This window comes from Flavobacterium sp. ASW18X (assembly GCF_005144745.1).
Taxonomy (GTDB): domain Bacteria; phylum Bacteroidota; class Bacteroidia; order Flavobacteriales; family Flavobacteriaceae; genus Croceivirga.
On record NZ_SWKK01000015.1, the window covers coordinates 82,479 to 108,859 of the forward strand.

General features: G+C 36.3%; 27 protein-coding genes, 1 tRNA gene and 1 pseudogene. 19 read left to right on the forward strand and 10 right to left on the reverse strand.

Annotated elements, in window-relative coordinates:
• Nucleotides 1–27 precede the first annotated feature (27 nt).
• Entirely contained in the window at nucleotides 28–2,205 is a 2,178-nt protein-coding gene (locus FBT53_RS11500) for a glutamine synthetase III (protein ID WP_136951334.1), read from the reverse strand.
• A gap of 216 nt (nucleotides 2,206–2,421) precedes the next feature.
• Between FBT53_RS11500 and FBT53_RS11505 the strand changes: the two genes are divergently transcribed.
• The gene (locus tag FBT53_RS11505) at nucleotides 2,422–3,432 is read left to right on the forward strand and encodes a glutamine synthetase beta-grasp domain-containing protein (protein WP_136951335.1); all 1,011 of its coding nucleotides are present in this window, start codon (nucleotides 2,422–2,424) and stop codon (nucleotides 3,430–3,432) included.
• A 77-nt stretch (nucleotides 3,433–3,509) separates the two neighbouring features.
• On the opposite strand, the gene FBT53_RS11510 is transcribed toward FBT53_RS11505, so the two are convergent.
• Nucleotides 3,510–4,652, reverse strand: a complete 1,143-nt coding sequence (locus FBT53_RS11510) for a glycerophosphodiester phosphodiesterase (protein WP_136951336.1) — start codon at nucleotides 4,650–4,652, stop codon at nucleotides 3,510–3,512.
• A 113-nt stretch (nucleotides 4,653–4,765) separates the two neighbouring features.
• The gene (locus tag FBT53_RS11515; RefSeq protein ID WP_136951337.1) at nucleotides 4,766–5,704 is read right to left on the reverse strand and encodes a calcium/sodium antiporter; all 939 of its coding nucleotides are present in this window, start codon (nucleotides 5,702–5,704) and stop codon (nucleotides 4,766–4,768) included.
• Nucleotides 5,705–5,847: 143 nt separating this feature from the next.
• Here FBT53_RS11515 and FBT53_RS11520 point away from each other — a divergent pair, with 143 nt between their 5' ends.
• From FBT53_RS11520 to FBT53_RS16305, 5 genes are all read left to right on the forward strand, one after another.
• Nucleotides 5,848–6,207: a BlaI/MecI/CopY family transcriptional regulator gene (locus tag FBT53_RS11520; protein WP_136951338.1), complete on the forward strand. Its 360-nt coding sequence runs from the start codon at nucleotides 5,848–5,850 to the stop codon at nucleotides 6,205–6,207.
• Nucleotides 6,207–8,075 carry a M56 family metallopeptidase gene (locus FBT53_RS11525; RefSeq protein WP_136951339.1) on the forward strand — a complete coding sequence of 623 codons (1,869 nt, stop codon included), beginning with the start codon at nucleotides 6,207–6,209 and terminating at the stop codon, nucleotides 8,073–8,075. Before FBT53_RS11520 ends, FBT53_RS11525 begins: the two co-directional genes overlap by 1 nt.
• A 507-nt stretch (nucleotides 8,076–8,582) precedes the next feature.
• Nucleotides 8,583–9,914: an SPFH domain-containing protein gene (locus FBT53_RS11530; protein ID WP_136951340.1), complete on the forward strand. Its 1,332-nt coding sequence runs from the start codon at nucleotides 8,583–8,585 to the stop codon at nucleotides 9,912–9,914.
• 69 nt (nucleotides 9,915–9,983) lie between these two features.
• Nucleotides 9,984–10,460: a hypothetical protein gene (locus tag FBT53_RS11535; protein WP_136951341.1), complete on the forward strand. Its 477-nt coding sequence runs from the start codon at nucleotides 9,984–9,986 to the stop codon at nucleotides 10,458–10,460.
• A gap of 177 nt (nucleotides 10,461–10,637) precedes the next feature.
• Nucleotides 10,638–10,778, forward strand: a complete 141-nt coding sequence (locus tag FBT53_RS16305) for an SsrA-binding protein (RefSeq protein ID WP_136951342.1) — start codon at nucleotides 10,638–10,640, stop codon at nucleotides 10,776–10,778.
• Here FBT53_RS16305 and FBT53_RS11545 read toward each other — a convergent pair.
• Nucleotides 10,775–11,287, reverse strand: a complete 513-nt coding sequence (locus FBT53_RS11545; protein WP_136951343.1) for an adenine phosphoribosyltransferase — start codon at nucleotides 11,285–11,287, stop codon at nucleotides 10,775–10,777. The genes FBT53_RS16305 and FBT53_RS11545 overlap by 4 nt on opposite strands.
• Nucleotides 11,288–11,349: 62 nt before the next feature.
• Between FBT53_RS11545 and FBT53_RS11550 the strand changes: the two genes are divergently transcribed.
• Nucleotides 11,350–11,423: transfer RNA gene (locus FBT53_RS11550), tRNA-Arg, on the forward strand.
• Nucleotides 11,424–11,549: 126 nt separating this feature from the next.
• Here the strand turns inward: FBT53_RS11550 and FBT53_RS11555 are convergent.
• Nucleotides 11,550–12,020 carry a DUF4199 domain-containing protein gene (locus FBT53_RS11555; protein WP_136951344.1) on the reverse strand — a complete coding sequence of 157 codons (471 nt, stop codon included), beginning with the start codon at nucleotides 12,018–12,020 and terminating at the stop codon, nucleotides 11,550–11,552.
• A gap of 8 nt (nucleotides 12,021–12,028) precedes the next feature.
• A complete protein-coding gene (locus FBT53_RS11560; RefSeq protein WP_136951345.1) occupies nucleotides 12,029–12,394 on the reverse strand; it encodes a DoxX family protein in 366 nt (121 codons plus the stop codon).
• A 598-nt stretch (nucleotides 12,395–12,992) separates the two neighbouring features.
• On the opposite strand from FBT53_RS11560, the gene FBT53_RS11570 reads away from it, so the two are divergent.
• The 3 genes from FBT53_RS11570 (at nucleotide 12,993) to FBT53_RS11580 (ending at nucleotide 14,585) form a co-directional block, all read left to right on the forward strand.
• Entirely contained in the window at nucleotides 12,993–13,214 is a 222-nt protein-coding gene (locus FBT53_RS11570) for a hypothetical protein (RefSeq protein ID WP_136951347.1), read from the forward strand.
• A gap of 10 nt (nucleotides 13,215–13,224) precedes the next feature.
• Nucleotides 13,225–13,389: a Lacal_2735 family protein gene (locus FBT53_RS11575; RefSeq protein WP_136951348.1), complete on the forward strand. Its 165-nt coding sequence runs from the start codon at nucleotides 13,225–13,227 to the stop codon at nucleotides 13,387–13,389.
• Nucleotides 13,390–13,523: 134 nt separating this feature from the next.
• Nucleotides 13,524–14,585, forward strand: a complete 1,062-nt coding sequence (locus tag FBT53_RS11580; protein ID WP_136951349.1) for a succinylglutamate desuccinylase/aspartoacylase family protein — start codon at nucleotides 13,524–13,526, stop codon at nucleotides 14,583–14,585.
• Here the strand turns inward: FBT53_RS11580 and FBT53_RS11585 are convergent.
• Nucleotides 14,582–14,962, reverse strand: coding sequence for a Fur family transcriptional regulator (locus FBT53_RS11585; RefSeq protein WP_136951350.1), 381 nt, complete (start codon nucleotides 14,960–14,962; stop codon nucleotides 14,582–14,584). The genes FBT53_RS11580 and FBT53_RS11585 overlap by 4 nt on opposite strands.
• Nucleotides 14,963–15,038: 76 nt before the next feature.
• Between FBT53_RS11585 and FBT53_RS11590 the strand changes: the two genes are divergently transcribed.
• The 9 genes from FBT53_RS11590 to FBT53_RS11630 all read left to right on the forward strand — a co-directional run bounded on the left by FBT53_RS11590 (nucleotide 15,039) and on the right by FBT53_RS11630 (nucleotide 23,468).
• Nucleotides 15,039–15,437 (forward strand): MerC domain-containing protein, encoded by a 399-nt coding sequence (locus FBT53_RS11590; RefSeq protein WP_136951351.1) that lies wholly within the window; start codon nucleotides 15,039–15,041, stop codon nucleotides 15,435–15,437.
• 139 nt (nucleotides 15,438–15,576) lie between these two features.
• Nucleotides 15,577–16,206, forward strand: a complete 630-nt coding sequence (locus tag FBT53_RS11595; protein WP_136951352.1) for an ABC transporter ATP-binding protein — start codon at nucleotides 15,577–15,579, stop codon at nucleotides 16,204–16,206.
• Entirely contained in the window at nucleotides 16,203–17,411 is a 1,209-nt protein-coding gene (locus FBT53_RS11600) for an ABC transporter permease (protein ID WP_136951353.1), read from the forward strand. The genes FBT53_RS11595 and FBT53_RS11600 overlap by 4 nt, the downstream gene beginning before the upstream one ends.
• The gene (locus tag FBT53_RS11605; RefSeq protein WP_136951354.1) at nucleotides 17,401–17,838 is read left to right on the forward strand and encodes a hypothetical protein; all 438 of its coding nucleotides are present in this window, start codon (nucleotides 17,401–17,403) and stop codon (nucleotides 17,836–17,838) included. Before FBT53_RS11600 ends, FBT53_RS11605 begins: the two co-directional genes overlap by 11 nt.
• A gap of 33 nt (nucleotides 17,839–17,871) precedes the next feature.
• Nucleotides 17,872–19,284: an alkaline phosphatase gene (locus FBT53_RS11610; protein WP_136951355.1), complete on the forward strand. Its 1,413-nt coding sequence runs from the start codon at nucleotides 17,872–17,874 to the stop codon at nucleotides 19,282–19,284.
• A gap of 49 nt (nucleotides 19,285–19,333) precedes the next feature.
• Nucleotides 19,334–19,642, forward strand: coding sequence for a hypothetical protein (locus FBT53_RS11615; protein ID WP_136951356.1), 309 nt, complete (start codon nucleotides 19,334–19,336; stop codon nucleotides 19,640–19,642).
• Nucleotides 19,643–19,767: 125 nt separating this feature from the next.
• Nucleotides 19,768–22,125 (forward strand): TonB-dependent receptor domain-containing protein, encoded by a 2,358-nt coding sequence (locus FBT53_RS11620; protein ID WP_136951357.1) that lies wholly within the window; start codon nucleotides 19,768–19,770, stop codon nucleotides 22,123–22,125.
• A 36-nt stretch (nucleotides 22,126–22,161) separates the two neighbouring features.
• Entirely contained in the window at nucleotides 22,162–22,938 is a 777-nt protein-coding gene (locus FBT53_RS11625; protein ID WP_136951358.1) for a DUF4625 domain-containing protein, read from the forward strand.
• 53 nt (nucleotides 22,939–22,991) lie between these two features.
• The gene (locus FBT53_RS11630) at nucleotides 22,992–23,468 is read left to right on the forward strand and encodes a DUF4625 domain-containing protein (RefSeq protein WP_136951359.1); all 477 of its coding nucleotides are present in this window, start codon (nucleotides 22,992–22,994) and stop codon (nucleotides 23,466–23,468) included.
• A gap of 66 nt (nucleotides 23,469–23,534) precedes the next feature.
• On the opposite strand, the gene FBT53_RS11635 is transcribed toward FBT53_RS11630, so the two are convergent.
• The 3 genes and pseudogenes from FBT53_RS11635 to FBT53_RS11645 form a co-directional block, all read right to left on the reverse strand.
• Entirely contained in the window at nucleotides 23,535–24,866 is a 1,332-nt protein-coding gene (locus FBT53_RS11635) for an alkaline phosphatase (RefSeq protein ID WP_136951360.1), read from the reverse strand.
• Nucleotides 24,867–25,066: 200 nt separating this feature from the next.
• A pseudogene (locus FBT53_RS16310) lies at nucleotides 25,067–25,690 on the reverse strand (FMN-dependent NADH-azoreductase).
• A 64-nt stretch (nucleotides 25,691–25,754) separates the two neighbouring features.
• Nucleotides 25,755–26,336 carry a Crp/Fnr family transcriptional regulator gene (locus FBT53_RS11645; RefSeq protein WP_136951361.1) on the reverse strand — a complete coding sequence of 194 codons (582 nt, stop codon included), beginning with the start codon at nucleotides 26,334–26,336 and terminating at the stop codon, nucleotides 25,755–25,757.
• Nucleotides 26,337–26,381: the final 45 nt, after the last annotated feature.

The following is a 26,381-nucleotide window of genomic DNA, read 5'->3' on the forward strand; positions in this document are numbered from 1 at the left end:
AAAGTAAGAATAGCCCTTTTAAATTTGTTATTTGATAAAAAGGAGTTCTCGATATTTGGTCAAAGGCCAATACTCATCCGATACTATTTTTTCTAAAGCATCTAAATGTGAACGTACCTCTTTAAAATAAGGAACAATAGTATCACAATAAGCCTTTGCTTTTTTGGCTACGGTTGCCATATTATCTGCACGTTCCATAGCTTCTGTCATATTATCTACCAACTTTTTGGCTTGCACCATGTGCTCTCCCATTTGCTCCACTATGTTTAGTTGGGGCTCCGTAATAGTTTTATGAGCTGCACCATACACCTCTTTTAAACCTGCAACATTTTGTAAAAGCAGATTTTGATATTTAACCGCGGCTGGGAAGATGTAGGTATACACCAATTCTTTAAATATTCTACCTTCTATTTGTATGTGGTGCACATAATTACCCAGCTCAACTTCTTGGTGTGCTTTTAATTCTGTAGCGCTCATTACTTGTGTGTTGGCAAATAATTCTTCGCTTTCTTTTGAAGTTAAAATCTGTAAAGCTTCTGGGGTATTCTTGTTGTTGCTTAATTTACGTAAACGGGCTTCTTCTTGCCAGTTAAAGCTGTAACCATCACCATCAAAGCGAATACGCTTAGAGGTCTTAATGTATTCTCTTAACACATTAAAAACCGCCTCGTCTTTTTTAAGTTTTTTCTTATCTATTAAAGTATCTACCTCTTTTTTAAACTCCTTAAGCTGCTGCGCCATAATGGTGTTTAAAATAGTCATAGGTTTGCCGCAGTTCATTTTGGCTCCTACCCCACGCATTTCAAACTTATTTCCTGTAAATGCAAATGGCGATGTTCTATTCCTATCCGTATTATCTAACAAAATTTCTGGAATTTTGCCTACCACGTTAAGCTTTAACTCGGTTTTCTCTTGAGGCGATAGTTTTCCTTTAGAAACACCTTCTAGTTCATCCAACACATCTGCCAATTGTTGGCCTATAAAAATAGAAATTATAGCTGGCGGCGCTTCATTAGAACCCAATCTATGGTCATTACTTGCAGAAGCAATGGAAGAGCGCAATAACTCTTCATAATTATCTACTGCCTTAATTGTATTTACAAAAAAGGTGAGGAATTGTAGATTTTTCATTGGGGTAGTCCCCGGACTCAACAAATTTACGCCCGTATCTGTACTAAGAGACCAGTTGTTGTGCTTACCAGAACCATTAATCCCTGCAAAAGGCTTTTCATGGAACAGAACTTTAAAATTATGCTTGTCTGCAATCTCATCCATAATATCCATTAGCAATAAGTTATGGTCTACAGAAAGATTCGCTTCTTCAAAAACAGGAGCAACTTCAAACTGGTTAGGTGCAACTTCATTATGTCTTGTTTTAACTGGAATACCTAAAAGCATGCTCTCCTTTTCTAGCTCGCTCATAAAAGCTAACACCCTACTTGGTATCACTCCAAAATAATGGTCATCTAGTTGCTGCCCCTTAGCTGCAGAACTCCCAACAAGCGTTCTACCCGTCATTAGAATGTCTGGTCTTGATTGTGCCAAAGCCTTGTCTACCAAAAAGTATTCTTGCTCCCAACCTAGCGTAGCATAAACCTTCTTTACATTTTTATCAAAATATTGCGCTACGGAGGTAGCAGCCTCATCCACCGCATGCAATGCTCTTAATAACGGCGCTTTATTATCTAAAGCCTCTCCCGTGTAAGCCACAAAAATAGTGGGAATACATAGCGTAGTTTTATAAATAAAAGCAGGAGATGTAGGGTCCCATGCCGTATATCCACGAGCTTCGAACGTGTTGCGAATTCCGCCGCTAGGAAAACTACTAGCATCTGGTTCTTGCTGTACTAGTTGGCTACCACCAAATTTTTCCATGGCCTTACCATCACTTCTTAAATCAAAAAAAGCGTCATGTTTTTCTGCTGTTGCCCCAGTTAAGGGTTGAAACCAGTGTGTATAATGTGTTGCGCCCATACTTAGCGCCCAAGCTTTCATCCCCTCAGCAACTTGGTCTGCCACCTTTCTATCAATCTTACTACCAGAAAAAATAGCTGCTTGTACTTTTTGGTACGCATCCTCTGTTAAGAATTGCAACATCTTTTCATCATTAAAAACATGCTTCGCAAAAAGGGCCGAACGCTTATCTGTTTCAGATATAACAAATGGCTTCCGTTTGTTGCTTTCTGTTATCGCCTCAAATCTCATTCGTAACTAGAATTTTATAATTATATATCCCAAAATTTACATTTTCTTTAAAATGATGGGTGTTTTTTTAAGATTACATAACAAACCCCCTTGTGCAAGGGGGTGCTTCATAATTTTAACAAAGATACACCCTTTTTACCCTTTAAAATTACCCAAGGTTCATTTTAAATTATAAATTTGTGTACTTGAATTTATAAAGTTATAACGACCAAAATTATGAGCAAGGCAAAGTTAGAGTACCTTTGGTTAGACGGTTATGAACCAACCGCTAACATTAGAAGTAAAACTAGAATTGAAGAAGACTTTAGTGGCAAACTAGAAGATTGCCCAACATGGTCTTTTGACGGTTCTTCTACCAAACAAGCAGAAGGTGGTTCTTCTGACTGTTTATTAAAACCAGTTGCTATTTACCCTGATCCAGCAAGAAGAAACGGATACTTAGTAATGACAGAAGTATTAAATCCTGACGGAACACCACACGAATCTAATTCTAGAGCAACTATTGATGATGCTGATGACGATTTCTGGTTCGGTTTTGAGCAAGAATACTTTATCATGGATACTGCTACACAGTTACCATTAGGTTTCCCAGTTGGTGGTTACCCTGGACCACAAGGTCTTTACTACTGCTCTGTTGGTGGTAGAAACACTTGGGGTAGAGAATTAGTAGAAGAGCATGCTGACTTATGTTTGGATGCTGGTTTACAATTTGAAGGTATTAACCAAGAGGTAGCTGCTGGTCAATGGGAGTTCCAATTATTCGCTAAAGGCGCTAAAAAAGCAGGTGATGAAATTTGGGTAGCTCGTTATTTACTACAAAGACTTACAGAAAGTTACGGATATTACATTGAGTACCACCCTAAACCTATAAAAGGTGACTGGAATGGTTCTGGTATGCACGCTAACTTCTCTAACACCACTTTAAGAACTTGTGGTTCTAAAGAAACATACGAAAAAATTTGTGAAGCATTTAGACCTGTAACCAAAGAACATATTGAGGTTTATGGTGAATTTAACGACCAGCGTTTAACTGGTAAGCACGAAACTGCTTCTATTAAAGATTTTAGCTACGGAGTATCTGACCGTGGTGCTTCTATCCGTATTCCAATTATGACCGTAGAAAAAGGTTGGAAAGGCTGGTTAGAAGACAGAAGACCTGCTTCTAATGCTGACCCATATAAGGTTGCTGCAAGAATCGTTAAGACTGTAAAGTCTGCAGACGTATAAAAATTAGTTGTTGATTATTTATTAAAAATGCCCTTACATTACTGTAAGGGCGTTTTTTTATGCACTCTGTTTAAGAATTACTTTTTCCAGCTTTCTAATGCCCTAACAGCATCGTCTGTATAATCCGTAAAAACGCCGTCTACGCCAGCATCAAAAAATAAATGATATTCCGCTTCTGGATTGCCACCACTCCACTTTTCGTCCTCATTTCTAAACGTATATGGATGTACCTTTAACCCATATTTGTGTGCCAAGTCTATAAAATCTGACGGTGGCAATACTTTATCCACATTACCATTAGCATCTTTGGTAAAAGAAATGATGAATGGCTTCCATGGCCCTATGCCATCTGCATAGCTAGCCGTAAATAACATCCCTTCTTCTGTAGAAAAATACTCATAAGTACGGCTATCCCCATCTACATAAAAATCATAAGGAGCAGCATAGCTAATAAAGTCGCCCGCAGGCACATCAAATACTAAAGAACCGTCTGCATTAACATCATAGGTAGAAATTAATTGTACTAGTTTTACGGTAGATTTGGTATTGATGTATTGTAAAGGAGCTACCTCAAAACACTGTACAAACACAGGTGCATCATAATGATTCCACCCCGCCTTATCCAACTCTTGTAACAGAGCATCTTCCATAGCAAAGCCCAATTGATTGTGAAAATAAGGATGCTTAATCTCAGGATAAATTCCTACTTTATTTCCACTCGCTGTTGTTTTAGATTTTGCTAGCGCGATGATTTCTGAAAAGGTTGGTATTTGAAATTTACCGTCATAATCGTGCGGTCTGTTTGGCCAAACTTGCACTGCTCTTAGTTGCTTTATTTCTTCTAAAGTAAAATCCGAAGCAAACCAATCTGTAACTTCTTTACCGTCTACGTTCTTAGTGGTTTTTCTATCAGCAAATTCTGGCAATTCTGCAACATTAGTAGTACCAGAAAGCATAGGTTCATGGCGTGCTACTAAAACCCCATCTTTAGTTAAAACCAAATCTGGTTCAATATAATCTGCTCCTAGCTCCACACCTTTGGCGTAAGCCTCTAAGGTATGTTCTGGAAATACTGATTGTGCGCCACGGTGCGCAATAACTAAGGGTTGTTCTGCCTTTGGCTCCTCTGCTGGACCACCAGTAAAATCATCTACGTAGTCACAAGAAGCTAAAGATAAAAGGGACATCACCATTAGCGATGCAAAAACATTGGTTTTCATAAAGTGTTGATTTAAGTGTTTTAAAAGTCCCTAAACAAATCAACACATATAAACTTAACACTATCTCTATTTAAACAAAAGAAAAGCTCAAGATTAAGAACGTTAAGTCTATTTTAGGTTACCGTGGTGTACACAAAGAAAATATACAACCCTAGTAGTACTATTCCATCTCGCCAACCTAAACGCAATCCTTTTGGAATAAATACCAATGGCAATACCATAAAAGAGATGCCGAGCATCCAAAATATATCACTAGAAAGTAATCCTTGATCCATTACCCTAATAGGCGTAATGATGCTAGTAATCCCTAACACAGCCAACAAATTAAATATGTTAGAGCCTATAAGGTTACCTAAAGAAATAGCTTTTTCTTTCTTAATTACTGCTATAATAGAAGCTGCCAATTCTGGAATACTAGTCCCTACAGAAACTACCGTTATACCAATTACACGATCACTAACCCCAAAAGCGGACGCCATACCCACTGCTCCATTAATTAATAATTCTGACCCACCCCAAAGCGCAACACCTCCTAAGCCTAGAAACAACACTATTTTATACAAGGGTAGTAACTCATCATCCTCTGGCATTTCATCTTCCACTGCAGGTTTCTGAAAACGCAATAAATACACCAAAAACACAAATAAAAAGGCTACCATCAAAACACCCTCATACTGCTCCAGTACTCCATCAAAATAAATAAATACAAAGAATAATATACTTGCCAACATCATCACTGGCCAATCTGTTGTATAAAAACTCTTCTTTACATCTATGCTACCCAACAAAACCGTTACCCCAAGCACCAAGCCCAAATTAGCAATGTTAGACCCTACAACATTACCTAAGGCCAAATCTGGAAAACCGTCTAAAGCTGCCTTAATACTTACAATTAATTCTGGTGCAGAAGTTGCAAAAGAAACCACAGTCATCCCAACAACAATTTTAGGTATGGCTAATCTTAAAGAAAGGGCTACTGCTGCTTTTAATAACCAATTACCACCTACAATTAGCAATACTAATCCTAGGATTATAAATAAAAGGTCTGTCATAGTTAATGGTTTTAGGCAGTAAAGATAACCCAAGAATTAAAAATCCTTAGCTATGCAATAGACTATATTTTTAGTTAAATAACTATAATTATAGTTGATTAACTATTTTTTTAGTTTATATTCGTGTTAACGTAAACAGGCTTATGGAAAAATTAACCAACAAAGAAGAAGAAATAATGATGGTACTATGGAAGCTAAAAAAGGCTTTTGTAAAAGAAGTTCTTGAAGCCATACCAGCACCTAAACCTCATTATAATACACTTTCTACCATCATCAGAAATTTACAAGACAAAGGATATGTTTCTTATGAGGCTTTTGGAAACACGCACCGTTATTTTCCTAAAATAGAAAAAGAAGTATACCGTAAACAGTATGTAAACAATGCGCTACTTTCTTATTTTGATAATTCTTACACAGGTTTGGTCTCGCATTTTGCTAAGGAAAAAAAGATTTCCGTAGCCGAATTAAAAGAAATTATCGCTCTAATTGAACAAAAAAAATAATGGAACACCACTTACCAATTTATCTTTTAAAAATGAGTGGTATTCTAGGAATATTACTTTTAAGCTACGTACTGTTTTTACGAAAAGAAACATTTTTCCAGACGAACAGATTGTATTTATTAATTGGTTTAGCTTTAGCTCTAGTACTCCCAATACTTAATTACACTAAGATTATCACGGTAATTGTACCTTACACAGAAAGTGTTAATTACAAACAAATTAATACGGGAGATTCTCAAAATACAGCACTCCTAGATTTGTCTTTATTGCTCAGATTAATTTACCTGATTGGCGTACTCTTTTTTACCGGTCGTTTACTGTTACAATTATTACGAATAAAACAATTAAAACAGCAATGCCAATTAATTACCGAAGCGCACTACAACTTATACGAGAGCAAAGAAATTATAGCTCCCTTTTCTTTTTTCTACAATATATTTTACACTCCTAAAACTTACACTCCAGAGGAGCTACAAAGCATATTAATGCACGAAAAAGCGCACGCTAAACAATTGCATACTTGGGATTTACTCGTCATACAACTTTGCTGTACACTTTTTTGGTTCAATCCTCTTATTTGGTTATATCAGCACGTAATTCGGCAAAATTTAGAATTTGCAGCAGACGCCTATGCCGTTGCTAAAATCCATAACCCAAAAGACTATCAATATTTAATGCTAAGGGAATCTTTAGGATACAGCCCTACTGCAATAACACATCAATTTTTTAATTCATTAATCAAAAACAGAATACACATGTTACAACAAAAATCATCCAAGAAAAAGCACCAATTAAAAGTTTTATTTCTTTTACCCGCCTTGGCACTATTCTTACTAGCTTTCAATGTAGAAACCAAAACAATTTATACCTACAAAAACACACCACAAAATGTAGTTAATGACACCATTGACCACGTAAAAATTGACAATATCACCATCACTATTGATAAAAATAGTACGGATGAAGTTTTAGAGAGTGATGCTAATTTTTTAGTAGAACAAGGTGTAATTTTAGAATACAAACAACTTAAGCGAAATTCAAACGGAGAAATTACCTCGTTAAAAATAGCTTATGATAACAACAACGGAAGCAAAGGCGTATATCAACAAACAAAAAACGAAAGCACTATTGCTCCCTTTAAAATTTCTATATCATTTGAAAATAATGAAACCGCATATATTGAAATCCTACAGGAAGATAGCAACTCTATACCAGAAGCTGGTCAACACAGAAATACAACCCCAATACTTAAAGATAAAAATTCTAAACTTATAGAACTCATAAATACTAACGGTGTAGAAAAAATAGTGTTAGATGGTGAAGAGATTTCTAGAGATTCGCTCAGCAAAATCGGCAAGCTAGAAGAGCAATTTATCAAAACCCTGCATATTACCGAATCCATTGACCAAGATACAGAAATAAACGAGGTCAAAGTAGAAGAAACCAATGGTGATTATAAAAAAATTACTTATTTAAAACAACACTCAACCCCCAACAACAAACGTTTTCTAGTTACCGAATCTAATTTATCCCAAAAAGAAAAAACTGCTTTAGACGGTCTAGAAGAGATTGGTAAACACAAGGACATCACCATTCACAAAAAAGAAATTACCAAAGAAAATGGCAAGTCCATTTCCACTACAATAAATGAGATTACCTCTGTTTCAGAGAAAGAAAGCACTCTACAAGATCAAGAAGAACCATTGTATTACATAGATGGTAAAGTAGCAACCAAAAAACAAATAGATAAACTTTCTCCAGATTTAATTAAAAGTGTAAATGTATTAAAAGGCGAAAAAGCAGTTGAAAAATATGGCGAAAAAGCTCAACACGGTGTTATAGAAATAACCACTAAAAAGAAAAATTAGTCACATTCATCAATTAAAAAACTATCTTTTTTAGCCGACCTTTTCAGGGTCGGTTTTTTTATGCGGTTAAATGAAATACCTCATTTTGCCTCATTTTACAATGAAATTGCCCTTGCATTTCTAAAAAAACAGCTAAAAACCCCTACAAAACCTATTATTCAATAGTGAATACCCTCATTTTTATTACAAAACATAAGGACATCTAAGGAGGTCACATAAATATTGAAACATATTTTGTTTTTTATCTTTCAATTATGCAGTCAATTTCACTATTTAACTTCAATTTGTTTGCAACTATGACAAAACTCATTTTATATTGAAAACTCAATCAACAAAACAGGAGTTTATAACCATCAAAAAACAATCAACATGATAACCATTGTAAAATTAATTGTAACAGTAGTACTTACCATTTTCGGAGGACTCATTTAAAAGCTGCTTACAAAACCAACCGATTTCCTAACCAGAAATCAAAAAAACTTTTATCAACCTTAAAATTATGAACCTATGCTAACATTCTTAGGAATACTCGTTATTGTCTTTGGTTTAGGAACCTTATTAGCCAAAGCACTATTTAAAAACGTTGCTGCTCTGAATTGGTTTACCATCAAAAGAAGTCTGCAAATAGTTTTAATTGGTTTAATATTAAGCATTGTAACTGGTGCTTTTTTCTACGCAGAACCTGGCACAGCTTACGCCGTGCAATACCCTTGGGGTGGCCAGAAAGCTGTGTTTAGACAGGGCATAAACAGCAAAATGTGGGGTAGATTAATACCCATACAGTTTGAGCTACCTATTAAATACGTAATCCCCAATGGAGAAGGAGATTTGGGAGAGCAAAGTGAATATGCCAATGTGGACAAAGCTAAGTACTGGGCGTTTAGTGATGCCGTAAAAGCACGTATTGCAACTTCTGTTGTTATTAGTATAAACACAGAGGATGAAAAGCAATTCTTATCCGTAGCCGATAGAAATAAAACGGAGCGCAATTTAATACGTTCTAGAATTATCCCTAACATTGACCAGAGTATTAAAAATACCTGTAAGTTAATGGATGCACAAGACTATATTTCTGGACAAGCGTCAGATTTTGACCGCTATTTTAAAGATCAATTGGAAAACGGAATGTATGTTTTAGAAGAGTATGTTACCAATCAGAACAAAGAAATTATAGGAGATTCGTCTACCGTACGTACGGTAGTAAATAAAGAGAGTAAACAAAAGCGCTTTAGAATTAAATTTAAAGACGGAGCTCCTGTAAGAGAAAAAGGCAATTCTTTAAAGGCTTACGGCTTAACCGTAGTACAAGCCGTAGTAACAGAGATAGATTGGGAAGCTACTTTTGACAAACGCTTACAGCTACAAAAAGAAGAGGTAGCCCAGACACAATTAGAAAAGCAGCAGGCAGAGCGCGAGTTTTACCGTGCGCAGAAAGAAAAAGCACGTGGTGAAGCAGAAAAAGCAGCGGAGCGCGCACGTTTAGAAAAAGAACAAATACAAAAAACTATAGCTGCAGAAACTGAAGCTAAGGTGGCCGAATTCAATCTTATAAAGGAGAAAAAACAATTTGAGGTGGAGAAATTTAAAGCACAAAGCAAAAAGGTTGCTGCAGATGCAGAATCGTATCAAAACGCAAAACTTGTTAGTGCAGGTTTAACACCACAAGAAAGGGCAGAATGGGAATACAAAACAGCTGTTGGCGTTGCTGGGCAATTAAAAAGCTTAAACCTACCCGAGATTTATATTGAAGGTAGTCAAGCCAAAAGCAACAACGGCAATTTACTAGAGTCACTTATTGGAGCAGACTTGGCCAAAACCATGATGCAAAAAAAGGACTAAACACCATCCATACTATATTTAGAAAGCCCGGTATTTCCGGGCTTTTATTTACCTTAAAACTTTAAAATTATGAGGGTTTTACAAATAACACATAGCAATCTAAAACATACACTTACGCTAAATAAAAAAGAAATAGGCGTTTTAGCATTTAAAAGTTCTTTTTCTATGGGCGCTACTATAACTTGGGAGAATAACGTGCTTAACATGGAACGTAAAAGTATTTTTAGTAGCACTACATGGATAAGAAGAAACCATGACATGGTAGGCAGCTTAAAATCTAGCTGGAACAGCATTAAACTAAACCTTAAAGATATTGGTCATTACACATTAAAATCTAAGGGCTTTTTTGCACTAACGTACATACTGTACAACTCAAATAATCAAATTATACTTACCATTAAACCAACTTATTCTTGGAAACAGTGGAAATATACGTACAAAATAGAACTAGGAAATACCTTAGAAGACAGTCATATTTCCTTTGTGAGTTTGGTAGGTCTCTATGCTACTATTTTAAATATAAGAGCATCTCAAAGCACTTTTTAGCTTCATTAGTTATTAAAATATTTTAGAGTAAATAGTTGCATAGATTAGTAGGCAGCTATTCCCAAGTTATAGTTACATTTTTGAAAATAGCTTCTAAATCATCCTTTTTTGTAACCTGTAAAAGAATGTATTCCTAAATAAGATTTTATCTTGCAACCTAACCAACTAAATAACCTGATGTACAAATTTTTAGCCAAGCTCAATAAAGTGTTGCTCCCCTCCTATTCTAAAAAAAGACTAGATTTAACTAAGGCTAGCAAATTACAATTAGCCATTATAGGGTATCGCTATTTTATAACTACACGTGCGTTAGACTAATAGGTCATCAGCGCTCTAACTGGCACATCACCTAATTTATCTTCGCCATTTAAGAATGCCAAATGAATTAAAAAGTTGCACTGAATAATTTCTCCTCCAAGGCTTTGCACCAATTCACACACCGCTGCCGCTGTGCCTCCGGTAGCTAATACATCGTCATGGATTAACACTTTTTCTCCCTTTTTAATAGCATCTACATGTATTTCTAAAGTATCGGTACCGTATTCCAAATCGTAACTAGCTGATTTGGTATGATACGGTAGCTTTCCTTTTTTACGCACAGGAACAAAACCTGCTCCTAGTTTAGAAGCCAACATCGGCGCAAAAATAAATCCGCGACTGTCTACTCCTATCACTTTATCCACTTGCTCACCTTCTAAAAAAGAAGATAATGTATCAGCTGCTTTATTTAGTACGCTAGGGTCTTTTAATAATGGAGTAATATCCTTAAAGACGATTCCCTCCTTAGGGAAATCTGCCACATCACGAATAAATGATTTAAAATCCATTTTTTTTGCGCTCTATTTTTGCAGTAAAGGTAAAAAGAAATATATTTGCACCCCTTAAATAAGGCCGCGTGGCGCAACTGAATAGCGCATCTGATTACGGCTCAGAAGGTTGCAGGTTTGAATCCTGCCGCGGTCACAAAAAAAAGCAAGCTACAAAATGGAGCTTGCTTTTTTTATTCTACTAATTTAGATTTAGGTACTGAAGACAGTCAAAGTTCTTATTATACTGCAACACCTTACCAATATCCAATAAGAGTCTTTCTTAGGATTCCGTAACCACCTTTAATATGCTCTTCTTGCTACTATTTGGCACTTTAAACAATTGCATAAAAGCTAAAGTCAGAACCAACGTAGTTGCGAAACCCATGATAGCTACTGTGAAGGATACAATACCCTTAAAATTTAAATTTCTGAACCACTCCTTAGATAGTGCCGCTAAAAAATCTGGATTGATTTCTGTAGCATAAACCGTAAAAAATAACGTAAAAATAAGAGTCGCCATAAAACCAGTAATTACCCCAGTTTCAAAACCTTTTCGGTAATTAAAGGCCTTACCTTCTTCTAATTTTCTGTACTTAATTGCTTCATAAATTGCAAAACCTGTAATTACACCGTTAAATAGGCTGTAAAATACATTGGTATGCAGGTCAAATAATGCTAATACTAAAAAGTATGCAATTAAAGAACCACTCGTGGCTAACCCAAATCTTATGGGCAAAGTAAAATTTTTCATAGTATTCTTTATTTTAAGATTAGTAATAAAATAGATAGGATTAAAAAGATAAAAGCAGGTAATGATTTTTTAATCGGATCGTTCACTTTTATATGCATAATTATAGCGCCAATCATTAATACAGCTAAAGGCGGTGCTCCGTAAAAAATTAAGGATGGCACCCAAATAGAAGCCAGCAGTAACACGGCCGAAAGTAATTTTAAACCGCCTACCAAATACATCATGGGTTTACCAAGTCCATAAGCTTCAAATTCTTCTTCCATTGATTTTGCCGCACCACCACGCCACGGCGTGGATTTATGAAAACGAATCACCCAAACATTAAAAATGCTGAGAAAAATAAATATCTTAATGGCAATGGTTACGTATTCCATGTCTTAATTTTATAGGTTGATAATTTGTTATTCATGTTGATTACTTTAAAATTTATTGTTCTTTTTAGTGCATTTAGCTTTTTACTTTTTGGTCTTTCTTGCCTGTTTTCCCCGCTGATGACACTAGAGTTTAAACGGTATGAACTACATAGCTATCAAAAGATTACAGGTATTCTGCAAATATTAGGAGCAATCTCTTTGGCTGTAGGCTTGTATTTTACCCCTCTTCTTTTACTAGGTAGCTACGGCCTTTCTTTACTCATGTTTTCCGGATTTCTGGTGCGTATTAGCCTAAAAGATTCTATCTGGAAAACACTTCCTTCCTTCTGTTTTGCTCTTCTAAACCTTTACGCTTTTATTCTTAGTATTTTTTGTTTAAATAATTCAATATAAACTTAAACAATATTATATGTATTTTTGTTAACTTATTTCTAAAAAAAATAGATATAGACAATTTATAATAAATACAAAGTATATTATTTATTTCCTTTGAAATTGAAAAAGCATCAATTTTGTTAATTAAATCCTAATGCAAAAAGAAGACAAGTACAATTATATTTTTGTTTATTATTTTTAAAAAAACATTAAACGTTATAATATGGACTTACTTTTGAAAGCAGAAGAGTTTGAAAAAAGGCCGATGAGTCACATGTCAACGAGTGACCGTGTAAAAGCCTCAAGAGAAGCAAAAGAATTAGTTTTAGGTATTAATGAAATTTACAAAAAGACTAAAGACAGCAAACTTATGGAGGTAATGAAACGTATTACAACAAAAAAACGAAAGATTGAAAAACGTTTAAAGGGTACTCCTTTAGTATAATCTCTCTGGCATGTTTGGATTATTTAAAAAGAAAACAGAAAAAGAAAGGCTACAAGACCAGTATGCCAAATTAATGAAAGAAGCGCATACCTTGTCTACGACTAATAGAAAATTAAGTGATGAAAAGGTATACGAAGCTGAACAAGTTTTAAAACAAATGGAAAAATTGCCATAAATGTTCTACGTTTATGGCTTTTTTAAGAGTCACTTACCTTACACCCCCCCTAGTTACGTTACATTTAATCTTTTATTAAGATAGGAAAGCTTTGATTCCCATTAGCTTTGTTTTTCCACAGCTTATACAATCCCATGGACAAATTTATTCTACGCTTTCTTTTACTTTTTTTTATCATAGGATTTAGCTCCCAAGCAAGAGCGCAAAATAGTATAACCAATTTCTTTGTAAAAAGTAAAAATGGAATTAGGAAAAATGTGGTGATAGAATTTTCTGATGATCAAGGCAATACTACACACCTACCCATTGTACTTATTAAAGGAATAGAAAAAGGTAAAACTCTAACCGTTTTGGCAGGAGTACATGGCTATGAATATCCCCCAATAATGGCCGTGCAACAACTCATTAAAGAGGTTGAAGCATACAACCTGAAAGGCAACTTAATTATAATCCCTATTAGCAGCTCCTCTGCATTTTATGGTAGGTCTATTTTTAAGAATCCAGACGATGGTGTAAACCTCAACAATGCTTTTCCTGGCAAAGAACAAGGTACCGTTACAGAACAGATTGCTTATTATATAACCAAAAATATCATTCCACAAAGTGATGTCTTTTTAGATATCCATGGTGGTGACGCTAGCGAAGATTTAATGCCTTTTGTATGCTATTATCGCCATGAAGACCAACCCGTAGCCACTGCACTAGCTAAAGAGTTATCAGAAACTAGTGGTTTTACCAATGTAGTTTCTTATCCCTACACGATTAAAGACACGGAACCTGCCAAATATGCCTTTAAACAAGCTGTACAAGACGGTAAAGTAGGCTTGAGCTTTGAAGCTGGTAAATTGGGTAATGTGCAGGAAGACGCAGTAGCTTTAAATAAGAATGGAATATATCATTTACTAGCCCAATTAGGGATGTATAACACAAACCTACCATTGCCTAAAAGCTTAAATCAATATGTAAATCCTGTTTATATAAAATCACCGGCTAAAGGTATTTTTTACGCCAATGTTAAAGCCGGAGACACCGTGTATAAAGGGCAAGAAATTGGTAAAATAACCAACGAATTTGGGGAAATTTTAGCAACCGTACAAGCCTCTGAAAATGGTACTATACTTTATATGGTAGGAACACCGCCGGTAACAAAAAAGGATACACTATTTTGTATTGCTTTACCCAAGGATACAGATTAATGCCTACAATTATCACATACTCCGGTCAGTAGTAACTGTGCATGTTCTACTTTTTTGTTGGGTAAAATCGGAATTTTTATTTCGTAAGCAACACATTCAACCTTGCCACAACTGGTACATTGAAAATGTGGATGTACATCTACATGCTCTTTATGGTTACAATCTTTGCATTTGGCATAGTGTTTTAAACCATTGGTACCCAAAAATGAATGGACTTTACCTTCATCTTCGAGACGGTCTAAAATTCTATAAATGGTAGAACGGTTCATTTCTTCCTTAAACTTCTCTACCAAATCCAACACCCCAATTGCATGCTCATAGGTATCAAAAAATTGCGTTACCAACCGTACTGTTTTTGTGGTTCTTACTACTCCCATACCACAAATTTAATGCAAAACAGTTGCAATTACAATCGCTTTAATTACTTTTGCAATTCAATTGCAATAACAAAAGATGAATATCACTTTAAAAAAACCAGATGCATTAGGTGCATTAGCCAGCGGATTATGTTTGGTCCACTGTATAGCGACGCCATTTTTGTTTTTACTGCCCATTGGATTTGAGTCCGATGTTGTCCCTAACTGGTGGAAGCAGCTAGATGTTTTCTTTTTAATTATCTCTTTTCTGGCAGTTTTACAGGCAACTAAAACAACCGCTGCACCATGGATAAAACCCGCCTTATGGCTGAGTTGGTCTGCTTTAACTTTTTTATTATTGAATGAAAAGTTTGAGGGTTTTCCACTACCCGAAATAGCAACCTATGCTGTAGCTATAAGCCTGGTATTCCTGCATCTATACAATAGAAAATACTGCCAATGTAAAACCGATACATGCTGTGCAAAAAATGGATAAAGAAAAGATAGCAGTTTTTTAGATAGCATATAATATTCCCTAGGTTGTTACCAGCCGTAACACCATAAAATTAAGCCAAAAACCATTTAACAGCTATCTTGTTAGCACTATCTTTAAGCTTCTTTTTCAGCAGAGTTATATGATACAGTCTAGTAGCCTAACATATCAATATCCTAGCAGTTCTTCCGTTTTGGCTTTTCCTAATCTACATTTAGATGAGGCAGAAAGTCTTCTTATTTTGGGGAAATCTGGGGTAGGCAAAACAACCCTATTACATCTTTTGGCAGGTTTGATACGACCGGCTACGGGTAACGTTACCATAAACCACACCGATATCACTACCCTATCCGCCAAAGCGCTAGATGCGTTCAGAGGTAAGCAAATAGGTATGGTTTTTCAGAACAATCATGCGTTACGGTCATTAACCGTATTAGAAAATCTAAAAGCACGCTTGTACTTTACAAAAAAAACAAGTAATAAAAATGCGCTTGTAGAATTACTGAACGTATTAGGGATTGCAGATTGCCAGAACAAAAAAACAAACGAATTAAGTATTGGTCAATTACAACGCTTGGGTATCGCGCTGGCAGTGGTACATCAACCTAAATTAATATTAGCGGACGAACCCACCTCTAGCTTAGACGATACCAATTGTACTAAAGTAATGCAGTTATTACAAGAACAAGCAACTGCAAATAAGGCGAACCTCATCGTGATTACACACGACCAGCGTATTAAGGCGAACTTTAAAAATGTACTTACGCTATGAATACCTGGAAAATAGTGCTTAGTAACCTAAATAATAAACCGCTTTACACATTTCTTAGCGTTTTTTCGCTCTCTATAAGCATTGCATTACTCTTAGGTGTTCTACAATTGGATGCCTCGGTACAAAATCAGTTTAAAAATAGCTTAGGTGATGTGGATTTGGTGGTCGGCGCTAAAGGCAGTCCGCTACAATTGGTGCTGTCTTCTGTTTTACATGTAGACAATCCCACCGGTAACATTTCATATCCCGAGGCTATAAAACTAACGCGCAATCCATTAATTAAAAACGCTGCTCCTATTTCTTATGGCGATAACTATAAAGGCTACCGTATTGTAGGGACCACCCCAGCCTTTGATTCCTTTTACGCTGCTGAAATAGCAACTGGTACTAGCCCTAAAACTTCTATGGAAGCTGTAATTGGCAGTGAGGTGGCACAAAAACTGGGATTGCAACTGGGTGACACCTTTAAAAGTGCGCATGGGCTTACAGATGAAGCTATAGAAGCACATGATGCAGAATTTAAAGTGGTTGGTATTTATAAGAAAAGTTATAAAGTTTTAGACCGATTAATCATCACTACCCTAGAAAGTATTTGGGATGTGCATGACCATGAAGAACATGAAGATCATGAGCATGAAGAAGCACACCAACAAGAAGCTAAAGAGGTTACTTCCCTGTTGCTTTCTTTCCGAAGTCCGGTAGGCTTGCTTACCACACCTAGAATGATTAATGAACAAACAAACATGCAGGCGGCATTACCTAAGTTTGAGTTGGACCGACTGTTTAAATTTACAGGAATTGGTGTACAAGCCATTTCTTGGATCGCTTACATTATTTTAATCATTTCTTGTATTACCATCTTTATTAGCTTGTATAAAATGGTGAAAGAGCGCGCGTTTGACCTTGCTTTAATGCGCACCTACGGTGCTAGTAATCTTAAAATAAGTACCATTATTGCTTTGGAGGGTATATGCATCGTGGTATTATCCCTATTAATTGGCTTTGCTTTGAGTCAACTTGGTCTACATTTCGTCTTTACTATCTTAAAATCTAGCTTACAGCAAGACATTATGCCCAACTTACCGCTGCAATCTTTTTTATACACCGTAATACTAATATTGGCTGTAATTTTGATAGGTATTACAATGGCAATAGTGCCACTGTTTAAAATGAATATATCTAAAATTTTAAGTGATGAAAAATAAATTGATGTCCCTGCTTTTACTGTTGGCCTCTACATACACTTTTGCACAGGTAGAACTAACGTGGAAAGACTTAGCGGATATTACCTATACCGAAAAATATTACCCCGATTATGGTTCTAATTTTTTATACCCAGACTTTAGTAAAAGTATAGAAGAACTACAGGGCAAAGAAGTATCCATTGTGGGTTACTTTTTAGATATAGACCCTAGCGGAAACTTGTTTATCTTATCTAAAAATCCAATGGCGTCTTGCTTTTTCTGTGGTGCCAGCGGACCAGAAACTGCCATGGAAATTCAGTTTAAATCCAAACCCAACTTCAAAACCGACGATGTTGTGGTTATTACAGGTAAACTAAAGTTAAATAAAGACGATGTAGAACATTTTAACTACATCCTAACAGAAAGTACTGGACTAAAAATGAAATAAATAGCACGTTTAAAAAAGCATCAATCACCAAAAATGAACAGAAGAAAGTTTTTCCGCAACACCTCTTTAGGAGCATTAGGAACATCGTTATTAGCGTCATTCAACTCATTAGAAGCCGCAGAAACCGCCGCTAGCTTTAAAAATAAAAAAGCTAAGAATATTATTCTGCTGGTTAGCGATGGTATGAGTACGGGCACCTTAAATATGGCCGATTTACACCTTACTAGAAAAACCGGTATAGGCAGCCATTGGATGAATCTTTATCGAGAAAACAAAGTAACCCGGGCTTTAATGGATACGGCTTCTGCCAGTTCCATAGTAACAGATTCCGCAGCCGCTAGTTCTGCTTGGGGTGGTGGTGTGCGTGTACCTAACGGTAGAATCAATATTGATGCTAATGGCGAAGCCAATCTGCCTATTTGGCAAAAGTTTAAATCTGCAGGTAAAAAAGCGGGCTGTGTAACCACGGTACCTATTACGCATGCTACACCAGCTGGTTTTTGTATTAACATTAAGTCTAGAAATGACCAAGACACCATTGCAGAAAAATATCTAGAACAAAATTTTGATGTACTTATGGGTGCGGGTAACGAACACTTTGCCGCAGACAAGCGCAAAGATGGCAAAAACCTATACCATGCATTTGCTACCAAAGGATATAGCGTTGTTAAAGACAAAAAGGCAATGCAAAACGCTAGTCGCCAAAAACCCTTACTAGGCGTTTTTTATGACAGTGGATTACCCTACGCCAAGGACCAAGAAAACACCAAAGAATTAGCCAACAGTGTACCCACCCTGGCAGAAATGACCAAAAAAGCAATTGACAATTTAAAGGATGCTGAAAACGGGTTTGTATTACAAGTTGAGGCTGGCAAAGTAGATTGGGCGGCACATGCCAATGACATTACCGGACTATTGTATGATCAATTAGCATTTGATGAAGCTATAAATGCAGCTATGGAATTTGCAGAAAAAGATGGTGAAACACTAGTGATTATAACTACAGACCACGGCAATGCCAATCCAGGGGTAATATATGGTAGCAACGCCAACACCAATTTTGATTCTATTCAGCATTACAAATTCACCAATTCTTGGATATTAAACGGACTTGGTAAAGAATCTTCTATAAACACGGTAAAGGAACGTATAGCTTATGCCAATGGCATCGCTATTAATGATGATGCGGCAAAACTACTGCTATCCTACTACAATAATTTAAATACTGATGCGGGCTGGTATAACCCTAAAAAATTACCCTTTAAACCTTTGGCCGAATTGCAAAAGGAGTACAATTCCGTGGGATGGATAAGCATGCAACATTCTGCAGACTATGTAGAGTTAGCCATGTATGGACCAGGTAGTGAACTACTTACACCGTTTATTAAAAATACCGATGTACACTACCTGATGCTTAATGCAACAGAAGTGCAAAATAACTTTTAATAAAAGCAAACAAAATCCTAAATTCGCAAATCAGTCGCATTAAGCAAATATGACCAAAGAAATCAAACATAAACTTTCTTATGTATTTCTAGCCCTTTTCCTTACGGTGAAAATGGCAGGTCTACACGTTTTTACCCATACGGATGAGGCAGACGCTGCAGATGATTGTGCCATTTGCGAGGTGGTATTCTTAGACACCCACACTCCTGTACTACCAGAAAATGGTACTGACTGGCAATTAGATGTTCAAATCATAGGTTATCCCCAATTAAAAGTAACCACTGCACCCCAAAGTGTAAGCAACACCTTATTTTCTTACTTTCAATTTTCTAGGCCACCACCACACCTCTTGGCCTAACCCTTTTTTAAGCTAACATTTTTGGTGTCCCTTTTTAGCGTAAACACCCTGTGTTTTTGTTGGCATCCAAAACCCTATTTATTTCCTAGCCCCCTAGGAAAACCAAACTTTTATTTTAGAATAACATGTCTATTAGACAGCTCATATTTGGGCTGGGTATCGCAATTACCTCTATACTCAGTGCTCAAAACAAGCCTTCCATACAAGGTACGGTTATAGATGCCCATACTTTAGAGCCTTTATTTGGTGTAAACCTTATTGCCAAAGATGGTTTTGCTACCACAGACCAAAATGGAACCTTTTTACTAAAAACTAAGTATGACTCCTTTGTTGCTAGCCATATTGGTTATGCAGAAAAGGAATACACTATCACATCTGATACCAAAACGCCCATCATTCTAAAGTTAAAATCCATTAACACCGAATTAGATGGTGTTACTTTAAAAGGTAAATCCCAACAGCGGCTTGCTCAAGAATCGTCTACGGTAAGCATAGCAGTAGATGAAGAATATTTGCATGCCAATCGGGAAAATAGCTTAATGCAAACCCTAAAAAAAATTCCAGGAGTTAGTAGCATGACCATTGGTTCCGCGCAATCTAAACCTACCATAAGAGGACTCGGTTTTAACCGTGTTAGTGTGGTACAAAATGGCATAAAGCACGAGGCACAGCAATGGGGCAGCAATCATGGTTTAGAGATTGACCAGTATGGTATTGATGAAATCCGAATAATTAAAGGACCAGCCTCTTTGTTATTTGGCTCAGACGCTATTGCTGGTGTGGTAGATATACAACCCGCTAAACTACCCATGCCCAATTCCTTTTCTGGGGAAGTAACTATCCTGGGGGAAACCAATAATGACCTACTAGCTTTTTCTACAGGTATCCAAGGCAGAAAGAACCAGTGGTACTATCGTGGTCGCATAACCTACAGGGATTATGCGGATTTTAAGGTGCCTACAGAGCAGATTAATTACGAGAATTACATTTTTAAACTGCAAGACAATAACCTAAGGAATACTGCAGGCGAAGAGGCTAACGGCAGCCTTAGCTTTGGCTATGTAAGTGATAAGTTTAGGACAGAAACGTTTATCAGCAATGTTAACGCCAAAAACGGATTCTTTGCTAACGCTCATGGATTAGAAGTACGCAATTCTTCTATTGATTATGATGCCTCTAACAGAGATGTAGACCTCCCTTTTCATAAAGTAAATCACATCAAAATTACCAACAACACTACCCTTCAACTTAATAACCACACCTTAAAAATAGATTTTGGTTACCAAAATAATCAAAGAGAAGAACAGTCAGAGCCTGTACCCCACGGTTTTATGCCCACGCCACCCGATAGTAAGGAGCGTATTTTCACCAAAAACACCTACACCCTAAATGCTAAAGATGTTATAGCAATTAATAGCAAACACACATTTTCTACAGGGTTAAATACAGAGTTACAGAACAATAATATTGGCGGATGGGGATTTTTGATTCCCGCTTATGACCGCTATAGTATTGGCGGTTACTTATTTGACCATTTTGAAGCAACACCCAATCTATATTTGCAAGCAGGTATCCGGTATGACTATGGATTAATTACAACCAAAACACATACAGATTGGTTCCAAACACCACGGCAAAATGCAGACGGTTCTACCTCTACTATCTTTTTACAGCGCGCTACCAATTCTAGTTTAAATTTTAGCAGTTTTAGTGGCGGTATTGGCGCTAGTTACTTAAAAGAGCATACTACTTACAAATTAAATATTGGTAAGAGTTTTAGAATGCCTTTAGCCCACGAACTTTCTTCTGACGGAGTTAATTACCACATGTACCGTTATGAACGGGGCAACCTTAGTTTGGACCCAGAATCATCGTACCAAATAGATGCAGAAGTGAGTTATGCAAAACATAAATTAAGCTTTGGCGTAAGCCCTTTTGTAAACTATTTTGATAATTACATCTATCTAAACCCTACGCCAGAGTATTATGAAACTTTACAAATTTACGAGTATACACAAGCAGAAGTTTTTAGGATAGGAGGCGAAGCTAGCATAGGCTATCAGTGGTTTAAAAATTTTAATGTTTCCGCCTCTGCAGAATATGTTTACGCAGAGCAGACCAGTGGTCCCAAAGAAGGATTTACCATCCCTTTTTCACCTCCGCTAATTGGTATGTTCAGCTTTACCTACGGCAAAGAACAACTAGGAATTTTTACAGGTATCAATTTCACTACAGATGTACGCATCGCGGCAGCGCAAAAAGAAATTGTACCACCAGAAGAAATCACAGACGGCTACCAAGTTATTCATATGTCTTTAACGGGGAAAGCACCGCTCTTTAGCAAAAGTAAACCCATACAAATACGCCTAAAACTTAATAATCTTTTTAATACAGAATACTATGACCATACCAGTTTTTACAGACTTATAGACGTGCCAGAAGCAGGCCGAAATATTGCTATTTCACTAACACAACAATTTTAAACTTTAATCAATTAATAACTACTTAAATACTTTTTTATGAAACTTAATTTTAAACACCTAGCCTTTTTATTTGTAGCTATACTTACCCTACATTCTTGTAGTGAAGATGATGATGACAACGTAAACGAAGCGGCTCCTGTAATTGCCAATTTTGAATTTGGAGAAGGAAGCACCCATAGTGCCGAACCAGTGGCTTACAAAGGTTCTGATATTCATTTAGAAGCAGAAATTACCGCAGAAGCTACTGTAGCTAGCATTACCCTAGACATTCACGGACACGATTTAGAATTGAAAGAAGGGGAAGTAGAATGGGATTTTGAGCAAGTTTTTGACGGTGCAGAATACATGGCCAAAAATCCAGAATTCCATGAGCACGTAGATATTCCTATGACGGCACCTGCTGGGGAATACCATATTTCTCTTACAGTAACAGATGCCAACGGAAACAGTACCGAAATTGAAGGCCATATAGATATTATGGAGCCAATTATCACTTCGGAAATGTCTATTGATGAAACAGTAGCCCGTGGCAGCGATTTTCATGTAGAATTTATGATAGATGCGGTTAATGGTATCCATAATGTAACCGTAGATATACATGCTCACGGTTTAGAAGTTGCAGAAGGTGAACAAGAGTGGGATTTTGAACAGGAATATGAGGAAGGTTTGCATGGCGAAACTTCTGCTGAATTCCACAAACACATAGATGTACCTGCTACGGCACCAGCTGGGGAATACCACATGATGATTACCATAGAAGACGAAAACGGTAATACTTCTGTAATTGACACCCACATTGATGTAACTGTATAAATGCAAATAAGCCCAGCATCTGGTTTGGTGTTGGGTTTTTAATATAATTTGAAATGAAAAAAATACTATCTATACTAGGTACGCTAGCCTTGTTAGCTACCACGGCGTGTTCATCAGATGACAGCACAACAATAGATGAAGAGAAACCAACCATAAGTGTAAATTTTACTGGTGGTTTTCCACAAGCCTGCGAATCATTAAAACGAGGAGAAACCTATACGTTTAGCGCTAAGGTTACTGATAATGATGCACTTGCTGCCTACAGCATAAACTTACATCATAATTTTGACCACCATACCCATGACGACCAAGGGGCAACCTGCGATTTATCGCCGATTAAAAGTCCTGTTAATCCAATGCTCATTGTAGAAAATTACACCATTGAAGAAGGTCCAAAAGAATTTACGTTTAGTATTGAAGTAACCATCCCGGAAGATATAGATGTAGGGGATTACCATTGTGGCTATTCCGTAACTGACCAAACGGGCTGGCAAAGCAGAACTTCTATAGACCTCAAGATTGTTGAATAATCGATTTTCTGTTCTATAAAAAAGGCTGGTTATACCAGCCTTTTTTTGTTTTTGTAATTACAAAAACTAATACTTTAATTCACTAGCGGCAATTTCCTTTGTCCAAAGTTTTTTACCATCCTTATCATTTATAGTTATGGTAAGTACCCTGTCTTTCCAAGGGCCAGACACTTTTAACATTCCAAAGTTATGTTGCCCTACTAAAGTTTCTGTAAGCTTATATGCATTGGTTGCTTCATCACTTGGGGCTGCACCTGCGGTTAAAGAAGAACAAGTCAAATCGTACAACGGATAAACATATTTGCTTTCCTTCATTTTACTTAGCCCCGTATGGTGTCTGTCTCCATCCAAAAATATAACACCTTCTACTCTAGACTCTCTAATTTTTCTTAACAAATATTGTTGCTCTACTGGGAAGGTAGCATAATTCTCATGCATGGCCTCTGTACTCACCACTTGGTTGCCTATAACAATAAACTTAAATGTGGCATGGCTCGCTGTTAAGGCATTTATAAGCCAATCTATTTGTTCTTTGCCTAAAATTTGACGCTCTGTAGTAAAATTTCGATTTGCTGTTCTGTAGTATCTATTGTCTAATAAAAAGAACTGAATATCACCCCACTCAAACGAACCTGTAATACCTCCAGAATCTAAAACGTCATAATTGGGGTTACCCCAAAATAATTTAAAAATCTCTGCAGATGTACGTTTTAGCCAGAAGCTACTATCAGAGTCATTTGGTCCAAAATCATGATCGTCCCAAATAGCATAATTGTGTGTAGATGCTAATAAAGGCTGCATTTCTTTTAGCGAACGTGTGTGGGTATAGCGGTGCATAATACCTGTTTTAGAGTTCCAGTCCGGTTCTCTTAAATACATATTATCGCCTAACCATACCATAAAATCAGGTTGTTTTTTATGGATGGCATCAAAAATCTCGTATTCACTACCATAACCTTTTCCGGGCCTATCCATTTCTGGCTCATTAACATAAGTACAACTCCCTATAGCAAACTCAATCTCTGGTGGGTCCTTACGCCATTTCCAGAGTTCTTGCGTTTTAAATTCCATAGCGTAATCCCTTTTTACCTTACTGCCATTAACAAAAACCTCATAGGTATACGTCTTACTAGGCAACACTTGGTCTGCTATAGCTTTGGCAACAAAACCTTGGTCTTTTATTGTTGTAATGGTATCTGTAGAAAATCTGGGTTGTGAGGTTCCTTTTTCTACATACTCAAAATGCACCTTTGCAGTTTCTGTAGTTTGTAGCCAGAGTAAAACCTCTTTCATTGTAGAATAGCCCACCATGGGTCCAGATTGCACTTTGTCTTGTGCCGAAACAGGCCCTAAAAAGCAAAAAAACAGCACTACTGCTGCCTTAAAAATAGTTTTCATTTGTAGTCTTATTTGGTCAAAAATTAAACTTTAAAAATATTAAAAATACCAGCTTTGTCTATTAAGTAGATGTAAAGAATCTAATAGCCTAGCGTTACCTGCAATTCAAAAAAACTAGAAATTTGGCCAAGAATAATAGGCCACAAACCTATTGCGGAAATTTGTTGGTTTTTACCTCTGTTCGTTGTTGGCAACAGTTTTTAAATCTGTTCAATCCTTTGGTATATTATCTTTTTAGAGTTCTCAAATATTTCTCCTCCAAACTCTTCATTATCCAATGAAATTATAGAAATGTCTTTTATCCCCATAATTCCGAAAACGAATTTTAAGTAGGTTGTTTGGAAATTCATATGCTCATTTTTTTCATTTTCTTCATATCCTGTGTCTCCTCGACTCGAAAGAATGAACATTTTTTTATTCTTAAGTAAACCAACATAATCTCCATCGGGTTGTCCGGAGCGAAATTTTCAAGTTTCATTTATACGCATCAGTTGGTCAATGTAAGATTTTAGCCCACTTGGAATTGACCAATTATACATTGGTGTTCCAAGGATATAAATATCATGCTCTTTAAATTCTTTTATCAACTTATCACTTAATTCAACTCCTGATTGGTTTTCTTCCGTTCTATTTTCCGGTTTCACAAACGCACTCGCTATCCATTTTTCATTGATTGCAGGAATTTGCTTCAATCCAACTTCTCGATAAGTAAAAATATCGCTCGGATTTTTTGCTTTCCAGTTTTCCTCAAAGAGTTGTGTTAGTTTTCTGCTGTGTGATTTTTCATTTCTCACACTAGAATTGATAATTAGTACTTTGTTCATTTTGTATTTTTTTTGAATGATGAGCAAAGTTCTGAATTGAAAATATCATAAAAATTGATGTAGTTTAAGATGCTTCTATTTTTTTACGGATTCTACTCAAAAATTCTGGAGTAATTCCCAAATAAGAAGCAATTAAATAATTAGGAACCTTGTTGCAGATTTCTGGGTAATTTTCGATAAAATCCAAATAACGCTGTTCAGCATCAAGCACATTGTTGGTTATTATTCTTTTTTGAAGGCTTCCCAAATAATTTTCAAGAATGATTCTGAAAAATCGTTCAAGTTTTGGGATTTTTCTTAGCATTTCCTGAAAAGAATCGTAACGAATTTGTAATAATTCTGTTTTTTCGATTGCCTGAATGTTATAAATTGAAGTCTTTTGTTTTTGAAAACTTTCAATGTCGGTTGCCCACCAATTATCTATTGCAAAATATAGGATTTCTTCTTTTCCTGTTTTGGCATTTATATAAAAAGCCTTTAATGCTCCGTTAATCACAAAGTTGTCCGTTCGGCAAACTTCTCCATTTCTTAAGAGAAATTCTCCTTTTTCAAGTGCTTTTTCTGTCCAAAATGATTCGATTAAGGTTTGTTCGCCGGAATCTAATTGAATATGTTTTGTAATGGAATGGATTAGTTGTTCTTTCATTCAAATTCTTGCAAGCGGTCTCGTATAACCTTCAGTTACGGAAAA

Bases quoted from the DNA above. Each gene is read 5' to 3' on its own strand.
- FBT53_RS11500 (WP_136951334.1), bottom strand. From the start codon at position 2,205: ATGAGATTTGAGGCGATAACAGAAAGCAACAAACGGAAGCCATTTGTT.
- FBT53_RS11505 (WP_136951335.1), top strand. From the start codon at position 2,422: ATGAGCAAGGCAAAGTTAGAGTACCTTTGGTTAGACGGTTATGAACCA.
- FBT53_RS11510 (WP_136951336.1), bottom strand. From the start codon at position 4,652: ATGAAAACCAATGTTTTTGCATCGCTAATGGTGATGTCCCTTTTATCT.
- FBT53_RS11515 (WP_136951337.1), bottom strand. From the start codon at position 5,704: ATGACAGACCTTTTATTTATAATCCTAGGATTAGTATTGCTAATTGTA.
- FBT53_RS11520 (WP_136951338.1), top strand. From the start codon at position 5,848: ATGGAAAAATTAACCAACAAAGAAGAAGAAATAATGATGGTACTATGG.
- FBT53_RS11525 (WP_136951339.1), top strand. From the start codon at position 6,207: ATGGAACACCACTTACCAATTTATCTTTTAAAAATGAGTGGTATTCTA.
- FBT53_RS11530 (WP_136951340.1), top strand. From the start codon at position 8,583: ATGCTAACATTCTTAGGAATACTCGTTATTGTCTTTGGTTTAGGAACC.
- FBT53_RS11535 (WP_136951341.1), top strand. From the start codon at position 9,984: ATGAGGGTTTTACAAATAACACATAGCAATCTAAAACATACACTTACG.
- FBT53_RS16305 (WP_136951342.1), top strand. From the start codon at position 10,638: ATGTACAAATTTTTAGCCAAGCTCAATAAAGTGTTGCTCCCCTCCTAT.
- FBT53_RS11545 (WP_136951343.1), bottom strand. From the start codon at position 11,287: ATGGATTTTAAATCATTTATTCGTGATGTGGCAGATTTCCCTAAGGAG.
- FBT53_RS11555 (WP_136951344.1), bottom strand. From the start codon at position 12,020: ATGAAAAATTTTACTTTGCCCATAAGATTTGGGTTAGCCACGAGTGGT.
- FBT53_RS11560 (WP_136951345.1), bottom strand. From the start codon at position 12,394: ATGGAATACGTAACCATTGCCATTAAGATATTTATTTTTCTCAGCATT.
- FBT53_RS11570 (WP_136951347.1), top strand. From the start codon at position 12,993: ATGGACTTACTTTTGAAAGCAGAAGAGTTTGAAAAAAGGCCGATGAGT.
- FBT53_RS11575 (WP_136951348.1), top strand. From the start codon at position 13,225: ATGTTTGGATTATTTAAAAAGAAAACAGAAAAAGAAAGGCTACAAGAC.
- FBT53_RS11580 (WP_136951349.1), top strand. From the start codon at position 13,524: ATGGACAAATTTATTCTACGCTTTCTTTTACTTTTTTTTATCATAGGA.
- FBT53_RS11585 (WP_136951350.1), bottom strand. From the start codon at position 14,962: ATGGGAGTAGTAAGAACCACAAAAACAGTACGGTTGGTAACGCAATTT.
- FBT53_RS11590 (WP_136951351.1), top strand. From the start codon at position 15,039: ATGAATATCACTTTAAAAAAACCAGATGCATTAGGTGCATTAGCCAGC.
- FBT53_RS11595 (WP_136951352.1), top strand. From the start codon at position 15,577: ATGATACAGTCTAGTAGCCTAACATATCAATATCCTAGCAGTTCTTCC.
- FBT53_RS11600 (WP_136951353.1), top strand. From the start codon at position 16,203: ATGAATACCTGGAAAATAGTGCTTAGTAACCTAAATAATAAACCGCTT.
- FBT53_RS11605 (WP_136951354.1), top strand. From the start codon at position 17,401: ATGAAAAATAAATTGATGTCCCTGCTTTTACTGTTGGCCTCTACATAC.
- FBT53_RS11610 (WP_136951355.1), top strand. From the start codon at position 17,872: ATGAACAGAAGAAAGTTTTTCCGCAACACCTCTTTAGGAGCATTAGGA.
- FBT53_RS11615 (WP_136951356.1), top strand. From the start codon at position 19,334: ATGACCAAAGAAATCAAACATAAACTTTCTTATGTATTTCTAGCCCTT.
- FBT53_RS11620 (WP_136951357.1), top strand. From the start codon at position 19,768: ATGTCTATTAGACAGCTCATATTTGGGCTGGGTATCGCAATTACCTCT.
- FBT53_RS11625 (WP_136951358.1), top strand. From the start codon at position 22,162: ATGAAACTTAATTTTAAACACCTAGCCTTTTTATTTGTAGCTATACTT.
- FBT53_RS11630 (WP_136951359.1), top strand. From the start codon at position 22,992: ATGAAAAAAATACTATCTATACTAGGTACGCTAGCCTTGTTAGCTACC.
- FBT53_RS11635 (WP_136951360.1), bottom strand. From the start codon at position 24,866: ATGAAAACTATTTTTAAGGCAGCAGTAGTGCTGTTTTTTTGCTTTTTA.
- FBT53_RS11645 (WP_136951361.1), bottom strand. From the start codon at position 26,336: ATGAAAGAACAACTAATCCATTCCATTACAAAACATATTCAATTAGAT.